This window comes from Paenibacillus sp. FSL H8-0332 (assembly GCF_037963835.1).
GTDB lineage: Bacteria > Bacillota > Bacilli > Paenibacillales > Paenibacillaceae > Paenibacillus_AQ > Paenibacillus_AQ rhizoplanae.
Genome location: NZ_CP150145.1, coordinates 7049460 through 7070776, shown reverse-complemented (window position 1 = coordinate 7070776; position 21317 = coordinate 7049460). Strand labels below are relative to the sequence as shown.

The window sequence follows — 21317 nt, the reverse complement described above, 5'->3', positions numbered from 1 at the left end:
TCATGAGACAAGCCTCTCAAGGCAAATAAGGTTGTTAGAACAAAAGCGCAAGCCATTGGTTTGTGCTATTTGCCGTAGCTTAAATGTAGTTTCTTATTTTATGATCAATGGTGCTAAGTTTGAGCGGTTAAAGAAGCAGGAGGTAAGGATCATTTATGACTGAATTATTAGCGCCAGCAGGAAATATGGAAGCTTTAAAAGCTGCAATATCTAATGGTTGTGATGCAGTATACTTAGGCATGCAAAAATTTGGTGCACGCGCATACTCCTCTAATTTTGACTTGGAAACGTTAAAAGAGGCTGTTACGTATGCGCACCTGAGGGACGTTAAAATCTATGTTGCCATGAATACCATCGTGTTCGAAAACGAAGTGGAAGAGATGAAAGAGCAGATACACGAATTAAATGAAATCGGTGTGGATGGCATTATCGTCCAGGACCTGACTGCCTTCGATTATATCGTTAAAAACTTTTATGATATGGAAGCACATTGTTCCACTCAGATGGGAATAGACGATGTAGACGGAACTTTATTGTTTAAAGAACTTGGTGCGAAAAGAGTGGTTCTGTCCCGTGAGGTTAAGATTGAAACCGTAAAAGAGATCAAAAGAGTAGCTGACATCCCTTTAGAAATTTTCGTTCACGGTGCGTTATGTGTATCTTATTCAGGAAACTGCCTAATGTCAGGACTAAGCGGCTTTCGGTGCGCAAATCGTGGAAGATGTGTGGGTTCCTGCCGTAAGGAATACGATCTGATTGATCAGACAACAGGTACATCTTTAGGCAAAAGCTATATTCTGTCTACTAAGGACTTGAACACAATCGATTACATTCATGATCTAAAAGAAATCGATTCTTTAAAAATAGAAGGCCGAATGAAAGTGCCTACGTATGTGGCTAATGTGGTATCCAAATATCGCAGGGCTTTAGATCATAAAATCACCGAAGCAGATAAAGAAAATCTGAAGAAGACATTCAATCGGACCTTTACCAAAGGCTATTTGTTCCACGAGGACCGGAGGAATATTACAAACATCTCAAGACCTAATCACTTTGGTTATGAGATTGGAACCATTAGCAGGATTGAGAAGGACAGGTATGAAATCACACTTACACGTACTTTAAATCAAAATGATACCATCCGAATAAGCCATAACAATGAAGATGTTAATTTAACGGTTGCCAAGCTATACAACAAAGACGGCGACTTAATCAACACAGCAGATGATGTCTGCTATATCAAAGTCAAAGAAAAGATGTCTACGGGAGATATAGTCTATAAAACGAAGGATTATTTCTACCATAAAGAACTAGAAGCGTCACTGGAAAAAGAATTTAAGCGGTTCGACCTGGATCTTAGAGTATATGCATATCCAGGTTCAAAGCTTGTCATAGAGGCGGAGGGCTTAGGCTTTAATTATTCCTATGAAAGCGAGGAAATACTGGGCGAAGCCATTAATAATCCAACCACCAAAGACCAGGTCATCAAGCAATTCTCCAGACTTAATGATACTATCTTCGAGCTTAATAAGGTCGATTATGAGGAAGGCAATGCGTTTATTCCAGCTAAACTGTTAAATGCAGCAAGAAGAGATATTGTACTGGGCTTATATGACCTAAAGCTTAACAGCCAGAAGAAAAGAACCAAGGCTGTGCAAGCAAAAGAAAAAATAAGCTTTGCCCCTGTACAACCATACCTCACGGCCTCTGTAACGACTAAGGAACAGTATGATGCTTGCGTGAGCTGTGGAATTACGGAAATCTATTTTGACAATGTGGTTAGAAGAAATCAGAATGATTATGAGCAAAAAGAAGGGCAGCTGCTGATCGGAGGATATGGGGGCATTCATCACTATAGAGGAACAAATCCGTTCGTTACGGACTATTCTCTAAATGTTATTAATGCTACTAGCTGCTATGAACTATATAAATTAGGTGCCAAACGAGTCACTTTATCTTATGAAATGAATAAGAGCCAAATTGAAGATGTAATAAATGCCTATGTTGAAGAAAATGACGGCTATCCTGCGCTGGAAATGATTGTGTATGGCAAGGCCCCGTTGATGTTCACCAAATATTGTCCGATGAGAAAAATGAATCAATGCAGAATTTGCAGAACGAAGAGCTATGAGTTAAAAGATGAGCAAGGAACGTTCCCTATCCTTTCCCATGAGGATTGTACAGCGACTATTCTTAATGGGAAGACGCTTAATCTTCTGGATGAGCTGCCAGACCTCAAAGGAATCGAGGCACTCCGATTAAACTTCACCGTTGAATCTAAAGAGCAGGTTGTGAACGTCATTCATATGGCCTCAGGCAAATTAAATGGCTCGATGAATAATGTGGCCTTCAATCAGGAAAGAGACACAAGAGGACATTTTAATAAAGAGATTGTGTAGGTAGGTTGAAAGACGGTCATTCGAAGAAAAGCTCGCAGGAGCCTATATTTACAGCATATCGACGATGGGAGCAGGGTATTCACACTCCACTCGGAACGAAGCGTAAACGGACTTCTGCGGGTTTATTTGTACGGCGATTATTTAGTATTTACTATGTCTTCTTTCGTAAGTCCTTGGTATAGGGTAAGTTTCTCTGCGGCGAGAGAAATCATGTAGTCAATTTCTTGTCGCCTGGATTCCAGTTCCATCAGATGCTGCTCAAGGATTTCAATCCGCTTTTTTAACGTAGGACTATAATTAGATGGTTTCTCCCCTTGTTGAATTTTATCCATGACACAGCCCTCACGAGTAAATTCCGTAATCTCCTCAAGCGATAAGCCCAATTTTTTTAGTTTATTTAGACATTGAATGTAGGAAACCTCGCTTTCTTGGTAGACACGTGCCCCTCCATTGCTACGCATGGGTTCATGTAGTACGCCGATTTTTTCATAATAACGAATGGTATACGGAGTTAGTCCTGTTTTTTCTGACACTTGACTGATGGTGAGCATCGGAATTCTGTTCCTCCTTTATGAAAGCTGATATTGAAAGATATTATACCCTGAAAAATCTCTTGACTTCCAGTTGACTCTAACTTGTAAGTTAACGTTACTCATTCGAATACAGGAACAAACACTAAAGGGGTGTCATAATGAATAACGAATATTTCACGATTCAACAAGCATCGGAGGGTATCTGGGGGGCTATTTCGGTTCCCGGCAGCGGCTCTCTGGGGAATGCAGCCATTATTGATCTTGGGGATTTAACCGTGGTAGTGGATACCACCAATCTGCCGAATTCTGCTGCTTTGTTACGTCATACTGCTGAACAATTAACGAACAAACCGGTCAAATACGTAGTGAATACACATTTCCATGGAGATCATGTCAACGGCAATCAGGAATTTATGAGCAGCGAATTGATATCTACTGTGTGGACAAGAGATTTGCTTGCTGATATGGGTGAAGTGAATATTGATGTCATGCAACAAAACATTCGCAAGTTAATAACTAGCCTACAGCATGAACGTTCACAGCACAGAGATCCTCATATGCTCACTGAAATCGACTATGATCTTTCCGTGCAGCATGCGCTGTATGATACGATCCCTTCCCTTCGCAGGGTGGTCCCCGCGATAACCTTTGACGACAAACTCGTGATTCGGGGAACAAAGCGAACCATCGAAGTGTTGTCTTACGGAGGCGGTCATTCTTTAAGTGATGCCGTGGTGTACGTTCCAGAGGAGCGAACTTTGATTGCAGGTGATTTGGTATCAACTAAGACCATTCCGGTCATTCCCTACGGTAATCCGTACGCCTGGATACGCATCCTTAAACGCATGCAACAAGATCTCAAGATCGATACTGTCGTTCCGGGGCACGGAGATGTATCTAATACAGATCGAATCACGGATGTCATACGCTTTTTGGAGAAAACGATCACTTATGTTTCTGGAGCTGTAAAAAGCGGGCAATCAGAGTCTTACTGGCTGGAACAAGGGGTTTTAAAAGGGTATGAGGATTGGCATCTGCCCCAGTATTTCAGATGGAACTTTCGCTGGCTCTTTAACAGTATGCTTGTTCAAAACAACAGATGAGTTAAGCAGTAACTCTACAGTTCATGTTTTGATCACAGCGATTTAGAATGTTCGCAGATTTTATGGTTACCTGCGGTGATCCCCTCTCTTTTAAGATGGTTATCGCCCGCATCACACATTTCTTTTAATAATGGAAGCAATGTCCGTCCATAGTCTGTTATTGAGTATTCTACTCTAATGGGAACCTCGTCTGCATACACGGCTCGATTAACTAATCCATCCTGTTGCAGTTGCTTTAATTGTTCGTTTAAAACTTTATGTGAGACGCCTTCACAAATCTTGAGTAAGTCTTTTGTGCGATTATGCTCATATCCTAATTGATACAGGATAATGCTTTTCCATTTACCACTAATGATATTTTGTACCACATCAAAACCTGTATTTATTTTATTCATGATATCCTCCTTACTTTGAAGTAACCTAGTGACTATAAAGTGCAGTATTTTCAATTGCAGACGCTCCAGATAATATGATTATAGCAAATCTAATCTATGGGGGGCGTTAAAGTGAGTTTGCAGGATATTATTTTACAAAGGAAATCGGTCAGACATTATGATCCAAACTATGCGATTGAAAGAAAGGAAATCCTTGATTCGATTGAACTGGCAGCCAAATCACCAAACGGAAATAACATTCAGAGTACACGTTATTTACTCATCGAGGATAAGGAGTTGCGAGCTAAAGTTAGACCCATTGCATATAATCAGGAGCAGGTTGAAACCTCCAGTTATTTGATTTTGATCTTGGGGGATTACCGTACTTTTCATGCTGAGAATATCCATGCTATTCAAGACAAGGCTTTGGAGAAAGGTTATTTCACCCAAGAGACTAAAACGCATTTAACAAATGCAGCCCTTGGTTATTATCGAAACATGTCTAATCAAGATTATTTAAAAGAGCTGGTCCGCGATGGCAGTCTGGCTGCAATGACCTTAGTCCTTATTTTGAACGAAAAAGGGTACCAGACAATCACGATGTCAGGTTATGATAAAGATGCTCTTTTTAAAGTGCTCAATATTCCCCAGCACTATGAAGACATTATGTTATTAAGTGTGGGCAGAGGGATTCAAGAGGGTCATTCCACTGTAAGACATGATATTGAGGAGATAACGTTTATAGATCGGGTACCTTCGTTGCTACTTGGCAATGATTGGAACCCATAATTCTTGTTCTATTTTGGCTCCTGGAGCCAAAAAATTCTCTATACAAGGGAGATTGGCAAGCTCGTATCCAGATGTAGGAAGCCATTCTGTATATAAGCGCTGCCAAGCATTAACGTTATCGTTGGGGAAAACAGCAAATACAGAGGGAGGAAGAATTAGTTCTTCCATATCGTTCGGTATATTTCCGTCATATCTACACCCCATGAGTAAATCAAAGGTATCCTCTTTAATTGCCGCGTCTTTACCAAAGATACCAAGTAACCCTTCAAGTTGGCACTTTGGATTTTCCCAGGACATGTCTATCAGCTTTTGAAGAAATCCATTTGATTGTGCTGTGGCCCACAATTGCGGAACCGTATTAAAAGCATCTTCAGTTTTTACCGTTTCCCTTTTAACTGCAAAACGGAGGTTACAATCAATATTTTCAATTCGATACTCCATCTCAGTGACTCCTTTTATGGTAATCTGAAAGGACATGCGAGGATATGCTTTCAACTGAACATTGCTTTCACGAACGGATGCAGGTGTAACGCCATGCAGTTGGCGAAAGGCTCTTGTAAAAGCATCAGGGGAACTATATCCGTATTTCATAGAAATATCAGTAATCTTTGCACTATGTTTCTGTACTTCAAAAGCCGCCTTAGTAAGCCTTCTACGACGAATATATTCAGCGAGGGTAACATTGGCTAAAGATGAGAACATTCGCGAAAAGTGGAACTCGGAGCAGCAAGCAATTTTTGCAATATAAGAATAGTCAATTTCGTTATCAAGGTTACTTTCTATATAATCAATTGCGCTGTTAAATCTGTTTAACCAATCCATATACTCACCTGCCTTTCACTAATTACTATACAGCAGCTATCATTGAAATACCCTGCAATGCTTGCCTAAGTTTGCAGGAATATGCTATGTATTTTGTATATGACGGCGTCGGGAGTATATTAATTAAGTGAACACAAGGAGGATACTGGGATGAGAATGCCAAGCGACAGCGAGCTGACATTGCTATTCGAAGGAGATGGGCGACAGCTGCAGCAATTTGCTTTTGTGTACAGCGTCATTGTAGATTGGGGAGAGGAGGACGAGGAGATCGTCCGCTTGTTCGGTAAACAGCTTCCCGATGAAACGGTCGAGGTGACGCCTACGGACAAAGGACTGGATGTTACCTACAATGGACAAATGCATTCGATTGCGCTTACCTTTACCGGAAATGATCGCTATATCACGATTCGCGGCTTTCAGGAGCTGATCCGGGAGAAATACGAAATTCGACTATTTGAGGCCTCGTATCTTTCCGATACGCACGAATTTTTGATTTTACCGAAGCAGAAGTGGGAGGAACTGGATGCCCGATACCCGGTGCGTAGTAGGGAGATATTCCGTGTCATCGATGATGAGCTGGATTTTCCGTGATTAGAACATGATGAATTTATATGGAGCGGAGCATCACTTGATGGTGGTGTCAGATTCGATTGATGCGGAAGAGCACCGGCATTCTTTTTTACAGGTGACGATCTCATTAATGGGCGAATTTGACATTGAGGTGGCAGGGCAAAGCTTGAGTGGTCCAGGTATCATTATCAATTCGAACGTCGTTCATCGCTTAAAAGAAGCGGGACACCCGTTGATGCTCCTTCTGATAGACAGCACCTCTGAAATGGCTGCAAGCTTTAAGCGGGTTCTGGCGGGGAAGCAGGTTCATATATTTCCGCAAGGAATGATGAAGAGCATTCGCGAATTTGTGCGTAAAGAGTATGCTGGTGTTAAGGACCCGGACAGCTATCGTTCTTTTCTGGGACAACTCATGATGCTATTGGGCGTACAGCAGGTGAATACTGCTATTGTTGATCCGAGAATAAGAGAGTGTATTCAGCTCATCAAAGATTGCACCAAATCCGAACACTCCGTCAGTCAATACGCCCGGCAATTTGGTTTATCCAACAGCAGATTGTCGCACCTCTTTAAAGAAAATACTGGCATATCGCTTAGCGGGTACATGGTGCTGCATAAGCTGCAGAAGGCGGCCTATTTCATTTTTGAGGGGCTCAGCATTACGGATGCGGCTATGGCAGCAGGATTTGACAGTCCGTCCCATTTAGCCGCCACCAGCAAGCAGTTGCTGGGAATGACGGCGAAGGATATTCGCAAAGATAGCGTCTTTTTAAAAGTTTCTTGCCTGCATTAACCTTACAATGGGTGCAGGAGGTGTGTTCCATGAGTGCATACTTGAAGGAAACCGAATTGCTGAACTATTCTCACCCATTGATCCAGCAAATTGTTCACAGCCGCCAGTGGGATTCGATGTCCAGGAAGGACCAAATTCTTGGCATCTATAACTACGTTCGTGACGAAATGCGGTTCGGCTATAACCGGGCGGATGATATTCCGGCATCGGTAGTATTGCAGGATGGCTACGGTCAGTGTAATACAAAGGGAGTGCTATTTATGGCGCTGCTAAGGGCTGTGGGCGTGCCATGCCGTATGCATGGATTTGCCATCGACAAGAAGCTGCAAAAGGGGGCAATGAAAGGGTGGTATTACCAACTGTCCCCCCTGGAGATCATTCATAGCTGGGTTGAAGTGCTATATGAAGATAAGTGGCTGAATATTGAGGGATTTATACTGGATGTCCCCTATTTGACCAAGCTTCAGCAAAGATTCGAACAGTGTACGGGTTCATTTTGCGGGTATGGCGTTGCAACCGATAATTTTCAAAAGCCGGAGATCTATTGGAACGAAAATGATACCTACGTGCAAAAAGAAGGCATCGTTCAGGATTTCGGGATTTACGATAGTCCCGATGCTTTCTTCACGGCTCATCCGCAAGGGCTCAGCCCGTTCAAGAAAATAATCTATAGCAGGGTGGTTCGGCATCTGATGAACCGGAACGTCGATCACATCAGGCGGGGGTAAGATAAGCTAACGGTTTTAAGGACCATCCTCAATACCTGACGAATTAGCCCCGCGCCATCGTATTTGCGATCAAAGGTTAGGAGGCCCCCTCTTTTTTCTTAACCTACATGTGCCACAGCCCGAACCTCTACCCACTGTTCTGGAAATGCCAGGTAAGTCACCCCGATCATGCTCCCCGCCGGCCGATGCTCTCCGACATACTTTTTGAACAGTCCGATCGCGGTTTCCCCGTGCTCCTGCGCATTCGTCAGATACAGCTCCACGTAAGCCAGATTATCCTTTGTCGCTCCGAACTCTTGTAGCACGGTATCCAAATTCTTCAGCGTCTGCGTCATCTGTGCCTTAATATCGCCTGCTCCGACGAAGTTGCCCTCCGCATTATGGGAGAACTGTCCCGAGATATACAGCGTGTTGTCGACAAGGTACCCCTGCGAAATCCCGTGATCCCAGAGGTTATGGTTGTACGTTCGAATGGTTGTCATTGCTTTAGCCCCTTTACTTCAAAGTAAAGCTATTATAGACTGAGCGAAAATAAAGGGATAGTACGCACAAACAAGTGGGCTACTATCCGAAAGGATAGCGTGAATATGGGCATTTCTGATTTGAAGGGCAAGGAGACGGTGATCCAAGACACACCATTCGGTTATACGATGTCGGTGATCGGCGGGAAGTGGAAGATGGCGATTCTGTATCTGCTGTCCGCCAAACCCTCGATTCGGTTCAACGAAATGCAGAGACAGCTCGGAGCGGTGACTTACAAGGTTCTCAGCGCGCAGCTTAAGGAATTGGAGGCTGACGGGCTGGTGAAGCGCGTGGAGTATCCGCAGATTCCGCCCAAAGTGGAGTATTCGCTGACACCGAAAGGGCAGACCCTTCTACCTGTGTTGGAGCAGCTGTGCGAGTGGGGAGCAGAGAATCGGTGAGGTTCCTTCATTCACATTAGCGCCAAAATCATACCCATGGGCACGGGCTACCAGCTAGGGCTGGGGATTTCATAGACAACATAGAAGTTCCAATTTATAAAGTGTATGGAAAGGGTACCAGATTAATTAGTCCTGCCTCATTCACAATTCCTGTAATGCTAGGGCTCTCACAGCAGCTTGTTTTAATGCATCCATCAAGATCAAGTACGGATGCGGGCCGTAGCTGATGCGAGCGACGCCTAATAATGCCAGCTTCTGGAGTGGGGGTGAGTCCGAGGAAATCATAACATTAACAGGGATTGAAGACTGCTGGCATAATTTCTCGATCAGCCTCTCGTTACACAAACCCGGCACAAAAATTCCGTGAGCTCCGGCCTCTGTATAGGCATGTACCCTTTGAAGGACAGCATCCAAGTGAGCCTCGTCATGCTCATCTGTTGGTGTCTCTAAGAAGACATCAGTTCGAGCATTAATAAAAAGGGGAATCGAAGTATGCTCAGCGGCTTCCCGCACAGCTGCGATACGCAAGGCTTGCTCATCTATGGCGTATAATCCCGGCTCATGGATCTTTTGATCTTCAAGATTGACTCCTACGGCTCCACACCCGATGATCTTTAGCACATTGTTCTTGATCATTTCGGGAGATGATCCATAACCGCCTTCTATATCAATTGTAATGGGCAGATCTACGCTATTGCTTATCCGCTGAAGATTGGATAGAACGAGGTCGAAAGGAAGCTTCTCTCCATCCTCGTATCCATGTGCAGCAGCTACAGACCAGCTGCCGGTGGCAATGACTTGGCCCCCTGCTCCTTGAATAATTTGCGCGCTTCCGGCGTCCCAGGCATTGATAAGGACTAGCGGATTGCCGCTTCTGTGCAGATCGTGTAACTTCTGTGCCTGTTCAAGTTGATTTTTCATTTTTTTGACCCCCGATTTTCTCATGATTTAGCAGCCATTCTTTGCGTGCGACTCCGCCGCCATACCCGCCGAGTTCACCACTGACGTTAATTACACGATGACAGGGAATGACGATCGCCAGTTGATTGGCCCCATTCGCTTGTGCTACCGCACGATATGCGGTGGGCTTGCCAAGCGCCAGTGCGATATCAGCGTAAGAGCGGGTTTCGCCCGGTGGAATCTTCATTAACTGTTCCCACACGCTCTTCTGAAATGGCGATCCCATTAGATGGAGAGGCGTCTTAAATTCGGTTAACGTTCCTTCAAAAAACTGACTCAGTTCATTCTCAATTGACTGAATAGGGGTGGTCTGCCCAGGTATAATTGCCGCTTGTAGTCTTGCCCTTAACCGTTCGACCTCGCGTTCTAAACCCCGGCGATCTACGAATTCCAGGAGATATAGCTCATTGTCGTCCGCTATTGCCATCATAGGGCCGAGTTGCGTGTCCAGCCACGATGCTCTAAGAATAAGGCTATCATCTAACCGCGTAGGCGTTGCGCCCATAATGCGGGAGAAGGCGTCCCGGAATCCGCTGCTGGAATCATAGCCAGAAGCTAATTGTGTATCAATTAGCTTTCCCCCCGATCGGATGCTCTTCAAAGCCAATCCCATTCGACGGGACCTGGCATATTCAACGAATGTCATGCCAAAGCGCTTTTTAAATTGACGGCGGGCGGTCGATTCATCAATGGATAGTGCCTTGAAGTCTTGTCCCTTCCACCGCTTCTCCGGGTTTTGCTCAACGGCCTCGACCAGTAGCCGGACGATATCGGAGACTTGATTCGGATGGGACAAGGGCCGACAGCGCTGGCATGGGCGGAAGGAAGCTAGAAGTGCCTGCTGTGCTGTCTCGTAGAACTCGCAGTTATCGTACTTTGGTTTCCTGGCTGGACAAGTAGGCCGGCAAAATACGCCGGTGGAGGTGACCCCCACATAGAAGACGCCTTCATAGTCAGATTTTTTCTCGATAAGGGCTTTATAATACTCTAATTTGCGTTCCTCATTTTGAATCATGATTACACCTGCATGTTTTAGGATGAGTATAGTATACCTCTTGCTAACGACGTTCATAGCCGAAAATCAGGCACTTATTCTCTTTTCAAGCAAAATGCTGGGCGATATTAGTTAAATACTCTTCTTCATCCGTATTTTCTTTCATCTGAATGAGCATCTTTGCATCATCTCCGACGATGTACCGGAATTGACTTGTACTGTCTGTGGCCGCTTGGTATATGGTTTCGGCAACCATTTCTGGAGGCGAGGCGTAGGCCGGTTGTTTTTCCATATCACCCAATTTAGCCCGAAATGCAGCAGTAAATAGCTTGTAGTCTGTTAAATCATCATTATAAAAGAATTCCATGGATCTTCCACCGAAGTCCGTATGAATAGCACCGGGTTCAATCAACTTTACTTTGATGTTTTGTGATGCTAATTCATAAGAGACGGACTCAGAAAAACCCTCCACTGCAAACTTGGACGAATGATACAAAGACATCGTAGGGAAGGTCACTTTCCCACCCATAGAAGAGATGTTGATCAGCATCCCTTTTTGATTAGACCGGAAATGTGGCAGCATGGCTTTTGTCATACGGATCAGACCAAAAACGTTCACTTCAAACTGTCTTCTAATCTGCCCCTCCGTAGCGGCTTCTATTAGACCCATTGTTCCATATCCAGCATTGTTGAGAAGAACATCAATAGTACCGAACCGCTCAATCGCTTTTGCTAACGCAGTTTGAATAGTAGTCTCTTTTTCAACATCAAGCTTTAGCACTAACACATTATCCAGTGTAATAAGCTCAGTTTCTTGTTCAGGTGAACGCATCGTGGCAACTACGTTCCATCCTTTTTCAGCAAAATGCTTTGCTGTAGCTCTCCCAATGCCTGATGAAGCACCCGTGATAAAAATCGTGTTCATAACCATTCCTCCTATAAATTCTGCTCTTGCACTAACTTCTCCAGGCTTACCAATCCCTCAGCAATGGTTGTAAGTTTAGCCTTGTATTCTTCTATCCCGATTTGGATGCAGATGATCTGTGCTGGATGCATTTCATCTTTATACAGCGAATATTGCTCAAGTAATTGATCTAATTTGGTGTTTGATGCCTCTTGGGCTTGCTTCAACCACACAATCACCTTGTCATATCCGACGAATTCACCAAAATACAGCCTCATCATAAAATCAGATTTCCTGATGCTGTCTCCTTCTAGCGGGCCTAGTAAATAGGCGTTAAAACATTCTCTGCCTTTAGGCGTTATAGTTAGAAGATTTTTGTTAGGCTTACCGTCCTGGAGCACATTTTCCTTAGTGATTAACCCCTCCTTTTCCATTCGGGCAAGAGTGGGATAGATCGTTCCATAACTGGAACTATAGAAATTAGAGAATACATTTTCTAATGACTGTTTTATTTGGTACCCAGTAGACGCTTCTTTCATAAGTATGCCTAAAATAACATCCTGACTGTTCAAAATACGGCCTCCTTATAGGTTGGGCAAATTTGTATATCACAACTACAATATATCACTTCGATATATATCAAGTCAATATATAATCATACAACCTCCACGCTTAATAAGCATTCTTCCGCGTTGGTGTGAATACCCTAATGAATGGTGCGAAAGTCCGTAATCATTAGGGTAGGAGAAAGGGGCACGAACATGGAAGGGTCAGGGATTCGTTGGGGGAAGAAAAGGATTACGGCGAAGATAAGAGGGTATCTGATGATGATAGCTATCATCGTTTCGGTAATGTCATTAGGGGCTCCGGCAATTGCCGGAGGCGATCAAGGGGGTAGCCCCAACCAACTAGTCGTGACCTATGAGACGAACGGAGGCTCGGCGATTAGCCCACAGCTTGTGTCGGCATCCGGAGGTAAAGTGGTGTTTCAATATACTCCGGTGAAGGAATGCTACAGCTTCGAAGGCTGGTACTATGATAGTGCGCTGACGCAGGCCTATAAGGAGTCAGATCTAATTACTAGAGACCTAACGCTGTATGCAAAATGGGTCGCCCAGGGAGCCAACGTGCTGTGCGCGGCTACTTTGACCTCGGCGATTGGCACGGTGAGTGCCGGCGGGACAACGAATGAGACGATCACTGTCGGAAATGGCATTAATCTAGCTGCGTTGAAGGCTGCGATCACGCCAGCGGCGAATGCAACGTTCGAGATTTACAATGCAGACGGAATAACGAAAGCAACGACACTGGAGACGGGCATGAAGGTCATCGTAACCTCGAAATCTGGAGCGAATAAGGTTACGTACACGATAATAGTGAGTTCTCCGAATTTAGCATTGAATAGACCCGCGACAGTGGACAGTACGTGCAACGCTTCGCAGAATGCGGCCAAAGCTGTGGAAGGCAGCGTCATTAATGATAGTAAATGGTGCTCCAAGTCTGGCAACCGCTGGCTGCAGATTGATCTTGGCTCCGTGATGCAAGTGAACCAATTCATCATCAAGCACGCAGCAGAAGGCGGAGAGACTCCCTCCTATAACACGAAGGCTTACAATATTCAGGTCAGTAATGATGGTGCGAACTGGAACACGGCAGTTAACGTAACCAACAATACGAAAGGCACTACGGTAGACAATATAACAGTAGTATCGGCAAGATATATCAAGTTGAATGTTACAACACCTACGCAAACCACAAACCCTGCGGCGAGAATCTATGAGTTTGAGGTATACGGACCTCCAAATGTGGCATTAAATAAACCGGCGACGGTTGACAGCACATGCAATGTCTCGCAGACTGCAGCCAAAGCCGTGGAAGGCAGCGTCATCAATGACAGTAAATGGTGCTCCAAGTCCGGCAACCGCTGGCTGCAGCTTGATCTCGGCTCCGTGCAGCAAGTGAACCGGTTTGTTATCAAGCACGCAGCGGAGGGCGGAGAGACTCCCTCCTATAACACGAAGGCTTACAATATCCAGGTCAGCACTGATGGTACCAACTGGAACACGGTGGTCAATGTAACCAACAATAGGCTCGGTATTACGGCAGACAATATAACAGCAGTATCGGCCCGATATATTAAGCTTAACGTAACGGTACCTACACAAACCACGAATGCTGCGGCAAGAATCTATGAGTTTGAGGTATACGGACCAGGGTTTACAACCTAACATTGCGACGTATGCGGATGCAGGTATTGGATCTTCAATGATTCTCACATTCAACGCGCTCAACCGCTCCTATTCCTGATCCACCTCAAAAGTTATAGTATACTTGCTTATATGAATAACTGATGAAAGGGCAGAGGAGAATCTTATGCTCAAGGAACGCATCGAGCTTCTGTGCAAGAAGAAGAAAATATCGAGGAAAGACCTCGTGGAGGGACTCGTTACGCAGGCCCATTTTGCCAACATATTGGCTGGCAGGTATCCGTTAGCCGACGATTTGTCGGAGCATATCGCGGGCCGTCTCGGCGTCCCCGTCACCTATTTGACTGCCGCAGCAACTGCCGATGAGCAGGCGCTGCAGCGGGCGGAGCACATTTTCCAGACGATGTCCGGGGGGGCGGTATCCGATAGCTACGTGGATGCTCTGGACGATCGGGATGATGTGCTCGTCGTAGAGTTGACGACTGCCCTTATGAAAGCCGTATACTATCAGCAAATCAACGATCTGACCGCTTACGACTACTTGCATCAGTCCTACTTGAATCATTATTTGGAGAAGTACGGAAGGCCCGACGAAGTTGATCTACCGGTACCCTTAAAAAAAGCGCTTCTGCTGTACAAAATCCAGTATTTCCGCTCCAAAAGCCGTTACTACGACGTACTGAATGATGTGAACCGCTTAAGCGGGCTTGTGGAACCGGGGACGGAAGTATGGTTGATGGCGCAAAACATCAGGATGGAAGCATGCATCCTGCTGAAGCAGTTCGAGCAGGCGAAACAGGTATTCGAGCAGACCATGCGGCAAGTCGTCGATGATCGGCTGTTTCACCGTCTATCCGGCCTGTATGTGGCATACAGCGGCTATTGTTTCGCGATGGGCCTTGTGCAGGAAGCGTTGCATTCGCTCTCGATGGCCGAAGCCAACCTCGTTTATTTGCAGCAGCCAGGCGATGTGGTCACGGCGATTATGAACAACCGGATCGTTATGCTGACGATGACTGGAGAGCTGGATAAAGCGTTGGACGAAATCGCCCGTTTCGAGGCGATGATCGCAAATGAGCCGGAGGAAACCCGGAAGAAGCTAGAGCCGGTTACGACCATTTATCGGTGTGAGGCCGCTTTTGCCCAGAAAAATTGGGGATTGCTCCTGCAAGGGATTGAGCGGTTGCGAATGTCCGGAACCAATACGGATCAGGAGATGGCGTTGGCTTTCTATGAGAGCCAGCTGGCGCTGTCCCAAGGGGACATGGAGAGATTTCAAAACCGTGCGCTGGAATGCTTGCCTTATTTCGAAGCCAACCAGCATGCGATGCGTCTTGAGCAGCTGTACGAAGCGTTGGCGGTCGTGTGTGAGGAAGGCCGCCGCTATAAGGAATCGTCCATGTATTATCGGAAGCTGGTGTATCTATTAAGGAATAACGGCGGGGGAGGGCCTTCCCGTCAGGTTTAAATACAAAAATGTTGAACCAAGTGGAGTCTTGAATAACGTCTGAGGCCCGCAGTTTTGCAAGAAAGCCCTATTTGGGGAAAAACGCAACGTGAATTGGAAGGAAAACCCGCGTTATCCCTCACTTGTTTGTATGTCGCCGATACTATTGTCAGGTTTACTGGCAATCGTATACATTGGAAATACAACGACAAATCAAACGAGGAGAGGCGTGAAGCGTATGTGGGGATTGTTCGGAAAGAAGAAGGAACCGCAGGATCGTCTGGAGCAGGCAGAAAAGCTAATGAACAAAGGAATGTCGGGGCTGGTTATGAAAACTATGGTCTCCAAAGAACATAGGGATCTCATCAACCAAAGTCTGGATACGGCAAAACAGGCGCAATTGGCATCGAGCGGCACCGTGCCGCTTAGCGCAACCGCCATCGTCGTATCCGTAACGGATACGGGAAAGCTCATCAATTTCGATCCGATCGTCATCCTCGTGTTGAACGTGACGGAGAACGATGGGAGCACGTATCAGAAGACATTGGAAACGCTCGTATCGAAAATCCAAATTCCGCGCGCGGGAGATCGAGTCGGCTTGGGCCACAACCCGGCTAATCCGTCCGAGCTTATGTATATGGGACTGCTGCCGTAAGCTTTGGAGTCAAACCGTACTTTATGCTTAGATACATTACGGTGAACAACGCGTGAGAATGGCATCTAAATTGGGTTCCTCAATGTTCTTTGGGGCGCGAGATGCGTTCCATTAGCATAGCTGCCCTGTGCCGGGGAAGAAAACGGCCCATCTGAGCGGCCAGGTAATTATTTCGCCCGCCGACGATATAACTGCTGCCTTTGTCGATTCCGCGAAATCCGGCTTGAACGACTTTCTCTGGAGTGGACAATGCGCTACCTGCCGCCATGTCCCTGCTGCCGACAGCATCGAAAAATCCTGTATCCGTCGCACCCGGGCAAAGGGTAAGGACGCGCACCCCGCGTCCACGGGTTTCGGCCCACAACGCTTCGGAGAAAGATAACACGAAAGCCTTGGTTGCACCGTAGACAGCCGAATAGGCGCAAGGTGCAAACGCGGCCATTGAAGCCACGTTGACGACGACTCCTTCCTTGCGTTCCAGCATGCCGGGCAGAAAATGATGCGTCAGGTCGACAAGAGCCGCGGTGTTCAGCATAATTTCCGCTTGCTCGCGCTCTGGATCGATCTCCTCAAAGCGGCCATGTGTGCCAATGCCTGCGTTATTAATTAGAATATCTACCGTTAGGCCGAGCGCTGCAATGGATTCGGCTAGCTGGCGCGGGGCACCTGCTTTGGACAAATCGCAGGGCAGGGCATAGGCCTGCACCCCATGCTTACGTTGAATTTCGCCGGCCAATGCTTGCAGCTTCTTGGCTGAGCGTGCAGCTAGTACGACATGGCAGCCTCGTGCCGCCAGCGCCCCGGCATACACTTCGCCAATTCCGGATGAAGCCCCGGTGACCACTGCCAGCTTGCCCTGATATGAATATGTATTCATGACACAGCCCCCTCGTCTTGATATGGTTATGATCATACCAACGATAGAAGGGGCTAACCACTGTGCCTCTTTACTATTAACGGAACTAACAGGCTAAGCTTGCGGCCGCCCTTCGGCGTCTTGCTTCAGCAGGTCCGCTAGCCGCTCTTCCGTTCCCGAACCAGGAGTAGGAACGAAGAAGCACCATTGCAGTCCCGGATTATTATCGAGGGCCGCGCAATGGATCGTGAATGACAATTCCTGTCCGCCTGGAAGGAGATAATGGACCGGGGCAGAGCTTTTTTGCCGGATCTCATGCCACTCCCACAACCGTATGAAGTCTTCGCTATTCTGTCTAAGACGCTCATATCGTTCCATGTACATGGGGTTGTTTTTGTTGCTGTCGAAGCCTGCCCGGATTAACGCCGTCATGAAACGGGCAAATTCTTCCCAGTTGTCAAGTTTCTTGGGGTACTCCGGATCCAGAAACACCAGCGTCACCATGTTTCGTTCGCTTTCCGGCAATCGGCTGAAGTCCGCGACAACGAGCTCCGCTCCCCGATTCCAGACGATCATATCGGCAAACTCATTGGCAACGAAAGAAGGATAACGCATTTGATCCACAAGGTTTTGCAAAAATCCGGTATCGGGTTGTTCTGAACTCCGGGTCATGCTGAAGCTGATTGAATCAGGTGCGGCCAGGTCGAATAAGTGCTTCCGCTCGTCTGCATCCAGTTGCAGCGCTTGGCTGATGTTGGACAAGATTTCCGGGGAAGGATTCCTCTCCCGGCCCTGTTCTAGCCAGGTATAATAAGTTACGCTGACATTGGCCAGATAGGCGACTTCTTCCCTTCGAAGTCCCGGAGTACGTCTTCGGCCAGGCAAGGGCTTGATTCCCGCATGTTCAGGCTGAAGCCGATGTCTGCGCGATTTGATGAATTCCCCCAGTGCGGATGAAAAATCATGCTTCTCCATATAGGCGTTGCCTCCTCTAGCGTTCCATCTTCACTGTGACATACATAGATTATACCCGCTTAAGTAAGGTCAATTATATGGAAAGTTTCATCCATAAACAACGGGTGTAGCTACTCTTTTACCATCCGAGAAAGTGGGCAATACAAAAGTTCATAAAATTAATTTCGACATGGGGAAAGTCCCTGAAGGTATAACAAAAATAACTGTAACTCTGACAGAGGATAATAGCACGGGATTTTCGAAGAAATTGGTCGAGACGCTCTAATTGGGGGGAGTGGCTGTCGCAGGTTTCTTTAAATGACACAGACCGCTTAATTTGCCGTCTTATTGACAAAATCAATCTCATTTCTGATCCCTTTATGGGCGTCATTCCACAGGCCCTTGGTCAGGCGGATGCGCAGCAGGCATGTGTTAGGGTCCTCATCGTTATTGGCTTCGTTATACCAATCGGCGAATATTGTGCGCAGCTTGGTCATCATCCCGGCGTTTTTCTCGTCACATACCCAGCCCAGGTTTTCACCGATACCATCTGCCGTAAAGTTCTCGACGATGATACATACGGCGACTTCGGGGTTTTGGGCGATCTGCTGCATCTTGCCTGAGGTCGCGTAAGTGACGGTGTAGAACGCGCCGTCCTCATAATAGGCATCCACAATGCGGGCGGCGGGACGGCTTGTGCCATTGGCCCCCGGTTCCAGCGCGATGGTGGACAAAGAGATTAGGCCGTCCTTGTTCCCCACTTGTTCTTCCAGCAGCTTCATGGCTTCGTCGTATTTGCTCATTATATTCCCTCCTAAAGTCTCATAAGGCATATTAACAAGTTTATCATTGTAAAGTCTTGGAGCATGTGAAGAATAATACGATAAAAAAATTAAATCGCCGCTTGAAGTTAATTTGGTTCAGCTGTTTGCATATCAGAATGAAGAGTTTTTGGTCACCTCAGCAGAGAGCGATATTCAGGATATCGTAAGTATGCTAATGCGGAGAAATCTTAAAATTTCCATAATCTACTTTGCAGAGGCAGTTTTATGCATTTATCTGTCTTGGTACAATTTCGAACTCGCTAGGCTGTAAACTAACGGGATAAGATATTTCAATAATAAGGAAGTTCTGTTCGAAAGCCTCACTAAAACGCTACTGACAAACCGCTGTCAGTAGCGTTTTAGTATACTGGATTCAGCTTAAGTAAAAAGGAGTTGCGTTCGGTAATGGATACGAAAGAAACGTTGCGTAAATTCGAGGATACGGAAAATGGAAGTCCTTCATATTGGATAGGGGTCGTCTCAGCGAACCACGCGCAGGGGGGCGTTAGTGGCGGCTTTGCCCAGATGTGGTAAAGCAGCGCCGTTACGCAGGATGCACCCTGGGGATTGGCTTGTGTATTATTCTCCCCGCATGGAGATAGGAGAAGGCGAGCCGCTGCAAGCGTTCACCGCCATTGGCCGGGTTATGGACGACCGTGTATACGAATATGCGATGTCCGCGACGTTCGTACCTTACCGTAGGAATATTGAATATGTTCCCTGCCAGGAGGCGAGAATCAAGGGCTTACTTGATCGGTTGGCCTTCACACGTGGCCAGCGGAATTGGGGCTACCCCTTCCGTACCGGCCACTTCGGAATAAGCCGTGAAGATTTCTTGATTATCGCGGAAGCAATGCATGTGGCCATCCTGTAAAGGATGGCCTTTTTAACTTGACTTGCTTAATCTACATACAAATTCAACTGCTGCATTGTGAGAGAATTGGCCGGAGATGTAGAAGCAGCCGGTTCGCTTCAATGAAATGAAAAGACAGCTTGGGGCAATTACGTACAAGACCTTAAGCGCCCAGCTCAAGGAACTGGAAGCAGATGGGATGGTTGAGCGGAAGGAGTACCGGCAGGTGCCGCCAAAAGTGGAATACAGTCTTACGGATAAGGCGGAGAAACTGTTGCCTGCACTGGAACAGCTGTGCGACTGGGGAGTCAAGAATTGCTAAATATCAACGGCGCGGAGTTTTAGCGATTGTTATCTGATATTCAGGATATTGTAGGCATGCTAATTAGAAACAAAAGCGCAAGCCATTGGTTTGTGCTATTTGCCGTAGCTTAAGTGTAGTTCATATTTTATGATTAATGGTGCTGAATTTGAGCGGTTATTGAAGCAGGAGGTAAGGATAATTTATGACTGAATGATTAGCATGGTTGCAGGATGGCTACGGCCAGTGTAATACAAAAGGTACTGTCGTAAATTCCGAAATCCTGAACGATTCCTTCTTTTTGCACGTTGGTACCATTTATCTTCATATAGCATTTCAACCCAGCAATGAATGATCTCCTGGTAGGGTGGTTCGACATCTGATGAACCGGAACGTCGATCACATAAGGCAGGGGTAATAGATGCACTAAAGAAGACCAATAGGAGGGGAAGTCATGCAAGATCAGAAAGAAATGCTTGAGATCAACAAAGCAGGATGGGATGAAGTAGCTGATCAATATTTTGGAATACATGCTTTGCCGCAATATGGGCCATATGCACCCACAGAGGATGAATTGCATCTTCTAGGTGATGTTGCTGGCAAGACAGTACTTGAGATAGGCTGTGGCAGTGGACACTCGCTTTTGTACATGGCAAGCAGAGGCGCAGGGGATGTCTGGGGAATCGATTTATCGACGACTCAGGTTAATTACGCTAAGGAACTGCTCCAGGAGAACAGATTGACCGGGAACATACAACAAATGTCTATGGAAAACATAGATGACTTGCCCAGTGAATATTTTGATATCGTATTCTCTGTTTATGCATTAGGCTGGACAGTCGATATGGCACGGACACTATCTAACATCTACAAAAGACTAAAAAACGGCGGGGTATTGGTATTTAGTTGGGAACATCCCATACAAAGCAGACTGATGTATGAGGATGACAAAATGACCTATACTCAATCCTATCATTCCGAAGGACCTTATAAGGTAACTTGGCGTGGAGTACCCGTGATCATGCACCATCGAAAAGTCAGCACAATATTAAATGAACTTTCAAATGCTGGCTTTTTTATAGAACGGGTAATTGAAGAATCACGGGTTCCTGAGACAGACGAAAGTTCACCGACTACATGGTATTCGGGGATGAAGGCACGTTTAAGTCCTCCAACCATTATCATCAAATGTATAAAGAAATAAGCTAACTATTTCAATTTTATATCAATTCAATCAACTGAATGTGAATCAATCAAAAAAGTGAAAGATACCCCTCTACTTCAGTATCTGAAGCTCAGTTGAGGTATTCCCTTATCGGGCAGGTTTA

At 46.0% G+C, this 21317-nt stretch carries 22 protein-coding genes and 3 pseudogenes; 14 read left to right on the top strand and 11 right to left on the bottom strand.

All coding sequences use genetic code 11. The features are described 5' to 3' along the window. Positions 1-155: 155 nt before the first annotated feature. On the top strand, positions 156-2399 hold the full coding sequence (locus NST43_RS30885) for a U32 family peptidase (RefSeq protein ID WP_339221308.1): 2244 nt from the start codon (positions 156-158) through the stop codon (positions 2397-2399). Positions 2400-2536: 137 nt separating this feature from the next. Here the strand turns inward: NST43_RS30885 and NST43_RS30880 are convergent, their stop codons facing one another. After that, positions 2537-2950, bottom strand: a complete 414-nt coding sequence (locus NST43_RS30880; RefSeq protein ID WP_339221306.1) for a MerR family transcriptional regulator — start codon at positions 2948-2950, stop codon at positions 2537-2539. 140 nt (positions 2951-3090) lie between these two features. Between NST43_RS30880 and NST43_RS30875 the strand changes: the two genes are divergently transcribed. Further along, positions 3091-4035, top strand: a complete 945-nt coding sequence (locus tag NST43_RS30875; RefSeq protein ID WP_339221305.1) for an MBL fold metallo-hydrolase — start codon at positions 3091-3093, stop codon at positions 4033-4035. Positions 4036-4067: 32 nt separating this feature from the next. On the opposite strand, the gene NST43_RS30870 is transcribed toward NST43_RS30875, so the two are convergent. Then, the gene (locus NST43_RS30870) at positions 4068-4430 is read right to left on the bottom strand and encodes a winged helix-turn-helix transcriptional regulator (protein ID WP_339221303.1); all 363 of its coding nucleotides are present in this window, start codon (positions 4428-4430) and stop codon (positions 4068-4070) included. Between the two features lie 96 nt (positions 4431-4526). On the opposite strand from NST43_RS30870, the gene NST43_RS30865 reads away from it, so the two are divergent. After that, on the top strand, positions 4527-5198 hold the full coding sequence (locus tag NST43_RS30865) for a nitroreductase family protein (protein WP_339221301.1): 672 nt from the start codon (positions 4527-4529) through the stop codon (positions 5196-5198). Here the strand turns inward: NST43_RS30865 and NST43_RS30860 are convergent. Next, positions 5172-6020 (bottom strand): AraC family transcriptional regulator, encoded by an 849-nt coding sequence (locus NST43_RS30860; protein ID WP_339221299.1) that lies wholly within the window; start codon positions 6018-6020, stop codon positions 5172-5174. The genes NST43_RS30865 and NST43_RS30860 overlap by 27 nt on opposite strands. 150 nt (positions 6021-6170) lie before the next feature. On the opposite strand from NST43_RS30860, the gene NST43_RS30855 reads away from it, so the two are divergent. Genes NST43_RS30855 through NST43_RS30845 form a run of 3 tightly spaced genes read left to right on the top strand, consistent with a single transcriptional unit; the run spans position 6171 to position 8111 of the window. Continuing rightward, entirely contained in the window at positions 6171-6611 is a 441-nt protein-coding gene (locus NST43_RS30855; protein ID WP_339221298.1) for a hypothetical protein, read from the top strand. A gap of 7 nt (positions 6612-6618) precedes the next feature. After that, positions 6619-7383 (top strand): AraC family transcriptional regulator, encoded by a 765-nt coding sequence (locus NST43_RS30850; RefSeq protein ID WP_339221297.1) that lies wholly within the window; start codon positions 6619-6621, stop codon positions 7381-7383. A gap of 29 nt (positions 7384-7412) precedes the next feature. Further along, positions 7413-8111, top strand: a complete 699-nt coding sequence (locus NST43_RS30845; protein WP_339221296.1) for a transglutaminase family protein — start codon at positions 7413-7415, stop codon at positions 8109-8111. Positions 8112-8209: 98 nt separating this feature from the next. Here the strand turns inward: NST43_RS30845 and NST43_RS30840 are convergent, their stop codons facing one another. Next, positions 8210-8593 carry a RidA family protein gene (locus NST43_RS30840; RefSeq protein WP_339221295.1) on the bottom strand — a complete coding sequence of 128 codons (384 nt, stop codon included), beginning with the start codon at positions 8591-8593 and terminating at the stop codon, positions 8210-8212. A 105-nt stretch (positions 8594-8698) separates the two neighbouring features. On the opposite strand from NST43_RS30840, the gene NST43_RS30835 reads away from it, so the two are divergent. Further along, positions 8699-9034 (top strand): helix-turn-helix domain-containing protein, encoded by a 336-nt coding sequence (locus NST43_RS30835; RefSeq protein ID WP_339221293.1) that lies wholly within the window; start codon positions 8699-8701, stop codon positions 9032-9034. 141 nt (positions 9035-9175) lie between these two features. Here the strand turns inward: NST43_RS30835 and NST43_RS30830 are convergent, their stop codons facing one another. The 4 genes from NST43_RS30830 to NST43_RS30815 all read right to left on the bottom strand — a co-directional run bounded on the left by NST43_RS30830 (position 9176) and on the right by NST43_RS30815 (position 12464). Continuing rightward, entirely contained in the window at positions 9176-9955 is a 780-nt protein-coding gene (locus tag NST43_RS30830) for an isocitrate lyase/phosphoenolpyruvate mutase family protein (protein ID WP_339221292.1), read from the bottom strand. Next, complete coding sequence (locus tag NST43_RS30825; protein WP_339221290.1) at positions 9939-11009, bottom strand: trifunctional transcriptional activator/DNA repair protein Ada/methylated-DNA--[protein]-cysteine S-methyltransferase; 1071 nt, start codon at positions 11007-11009, stop codon at positions 9939-9941. Before NST43_RS30825 ends, NST43_RS30830 begins: the two co-directional genes overlap by 17 nt. A gap of 85 nt (positions 11010-11094) precedes the next feature. After that, positions 11095-11913: an SDR family oxidoreductase gene (locus tag NST43_RS30820; protein ID WP_339221288.1), complete on the bottom strand. Its 819-nt coding sequence runs from the start codon at positions 11911-11913 to the stop codon at positions 11095-11097. Positions 11914-11924: 11 nt separating this feature from the next. Further along, positions 11925-12464, bottom strand: coding sequence for a PadR family transcriptional regulator (locus tag NST43_RS30815; RefSeq protein ID WP_339221286.1), 540 nt, complete (start codon positions 12462-12464; stop codon positions 11925-11927). Between the two features lie 252 nt (positions 12465-12716). Between NST43_RS30815 and NST43_RS30810 the strand changes: the two genes are divergently transcribed. The 3 genes from NST43_RS30810 to NST43_RS30800 all read left to right on the top strand — a co-directional run bounded on the left by NST43_RS30810 (position 12717) and on the right by NST43_RS30800 (position 16201). After that, positions 12717-14120, top strand: a complete 1404-nt coding sequence (locus tag NST43_RS30810; RefSeq protein WP_339221284.1) for a discoidin domain-containing protein — start codon at positions 12717-12719, stop codon at positions 14118-14120. Between the two features lie 145 nt (positions 14121-14265). Next, a complete protein-coding gene (locus tag NST43_RS30805; protein WP_339221282.1) occupies positions 14266-15567 on the top strand; it encodes a helix-turn-helix transcriptional regulator in 1302 nt (433 codons plus the stop codon). Positions 15568-15784: 217 nt separating this feature from the next. Then, the gene (locus tag NST43_RS30800) at positions 15785-16201 is read left to right on the top strand and encodes a hypothetical protein (protein ID WP_339225567.1); all 417 of its coding nucleotides are present in this window, start codon (positions 15785-15787) and stop codon (positions 16199-16201) included. A gap of 79 nt (positions 16202-16280) precedes the next feature. Here NST43_RS30800 and NST43_RS30795 read toward each other — a convergent pair whose 3' ends face one another. Then, complete coding sequence (locus NST43_RS30795; RefSeq protein WP_339221281.1) at positions 16281-17078, bottom strand: SDR family oxidoreductase; 798 nt, start codon at positions 17076-17078, stop codon at positions 16281-16283. 93 nt (positions 17079-17171) lie between these two features. Further along, positions 17172-18032 carry a helix-turn-helix transcriptional regulator gene (locus NST43_RS30790; RefSeq protein WP_339221280.1) on the bottom strand — a complete coding sequence of 287 codons (861 nt, stop codon included), beginning with the start codon at positions 18030-18032 and terminating at the stop codon, positions 17172-17174. A gap of 100 nt (positions 18033-18132) precedes the next feature. Here NST43_RS30790 and NST43_RS30785 point away from each other — a divergent pair. Further along, a pseudogene (locus NST43_RS30785) lies at positions 18133-18273 on the top strand (tellurium resistance protein); the annotation flags it as partial. Positions 18274-18343: 70 nt separating this feature from the next. Here NST43_RS30785 and NST43_RS30780 read toward each other — a convergent pair. After that, the gene (locus NST43_RS30780) at positions 18344-18814 is read right to left on the bottom strand and encodes a pyridoxamine 5'-phosphate oxidase family protein (RefSeq protein WP_036722995.1); all 471 of its coding nucleotides are present in this window, start codon (positions 18812-18814) and stop codon (positions 18344-18346) included. A gap of 426 nt (positions 18815-19240) precedes the next feature. On the opposite strand from NST43_RS30780, the pseudogene NST43_RS30775 reads away from it, so the two are divergent. The 3 genes and pseudogenes from NST43_RS30775 to NST43_RS30765 all read left to right on the top strand — a co-directional run bounded on the left by NST43_RS30775 (position 19241) and on the right by NST43_RS30765 (position 21193). Further along, positions 19241-19709, top strand: a pseudogene (locus NST43_RS30775) (EVE domain-containing protein). An 85-nt stretch (positions 19710-19794) separates the two neighbouring features. Beyond that, positions 19795-20010: pseudogene (locus NST43_RS30770) on the top strand (helix-turn-helix domain-containing protein); the annotation flags it as partial. 433 nt (positions 20011-20443) lie between these two features. After that, positions 20444-21193, top strand: coding sequence for a methyltransferase domain-containing protein (locus NST43_RS30765; protein WP_339221276.1), 750 nt, complete (start codon positions 20444-20446; stop codon positions 21191-21193). The last annotated feature ends 124 nt before the right edge of the window (positions 21194-21317 follow it).